Origin of the sequence: Bacillus sp. SIMBA_008 (assembly GCF_046535495.1) — a bacterium.
GTDB lineage: Bacteria > Bacillota > Bacilli > Bacillales > Bacillaceae > Bacillus > Bacillus subtilis.
In genome coordinates this window covers 1-248 of sequence record NZ_JAWRWL010000998.1, presented here as the reverse complement: position 1 = coordinate 248, position 248 = coordinate 1, and the positions used below count along the sequence as shown (strand labels likewise).

The window sequence follows — 248 nt, the reverse complement described above, 5'->3', positions numbered from 1 at the left end:
CGTCGGGCGATCAGCTGCTGCAACCATCGACTACGTTTGTCGGTCTTGCCCGACGCGTATTGCAAAGCGGTTCTTGCACCGTGAATCAGAAGAGTTCGCAAATAGGTATCGCCGCGCTTGCTGATGCCCTGCAACCGGGCTTTGCCTCCCGAGGAGTATTGACGGGGCACCAGCCCCAGCCACGCCGCCAGATGACGCCCGTTGGACAACTGTTTGGCATCCCCGATAGCGCCAACGACGGCGCTCGC

At 61.3% G+C, this 248-nt stretch carries 1 protein-coding gene; it reads right to left on the bottom strand.

Going from position 1 to position 248, the window contains the following annotated elements:
• A partial coding sequence (locus tag SB658_RS26390) for a transposase (RefSeq protein WP_410603458.1) occupies positions 1–248 on the bottom strand: 248 nt, incomplete at both ends.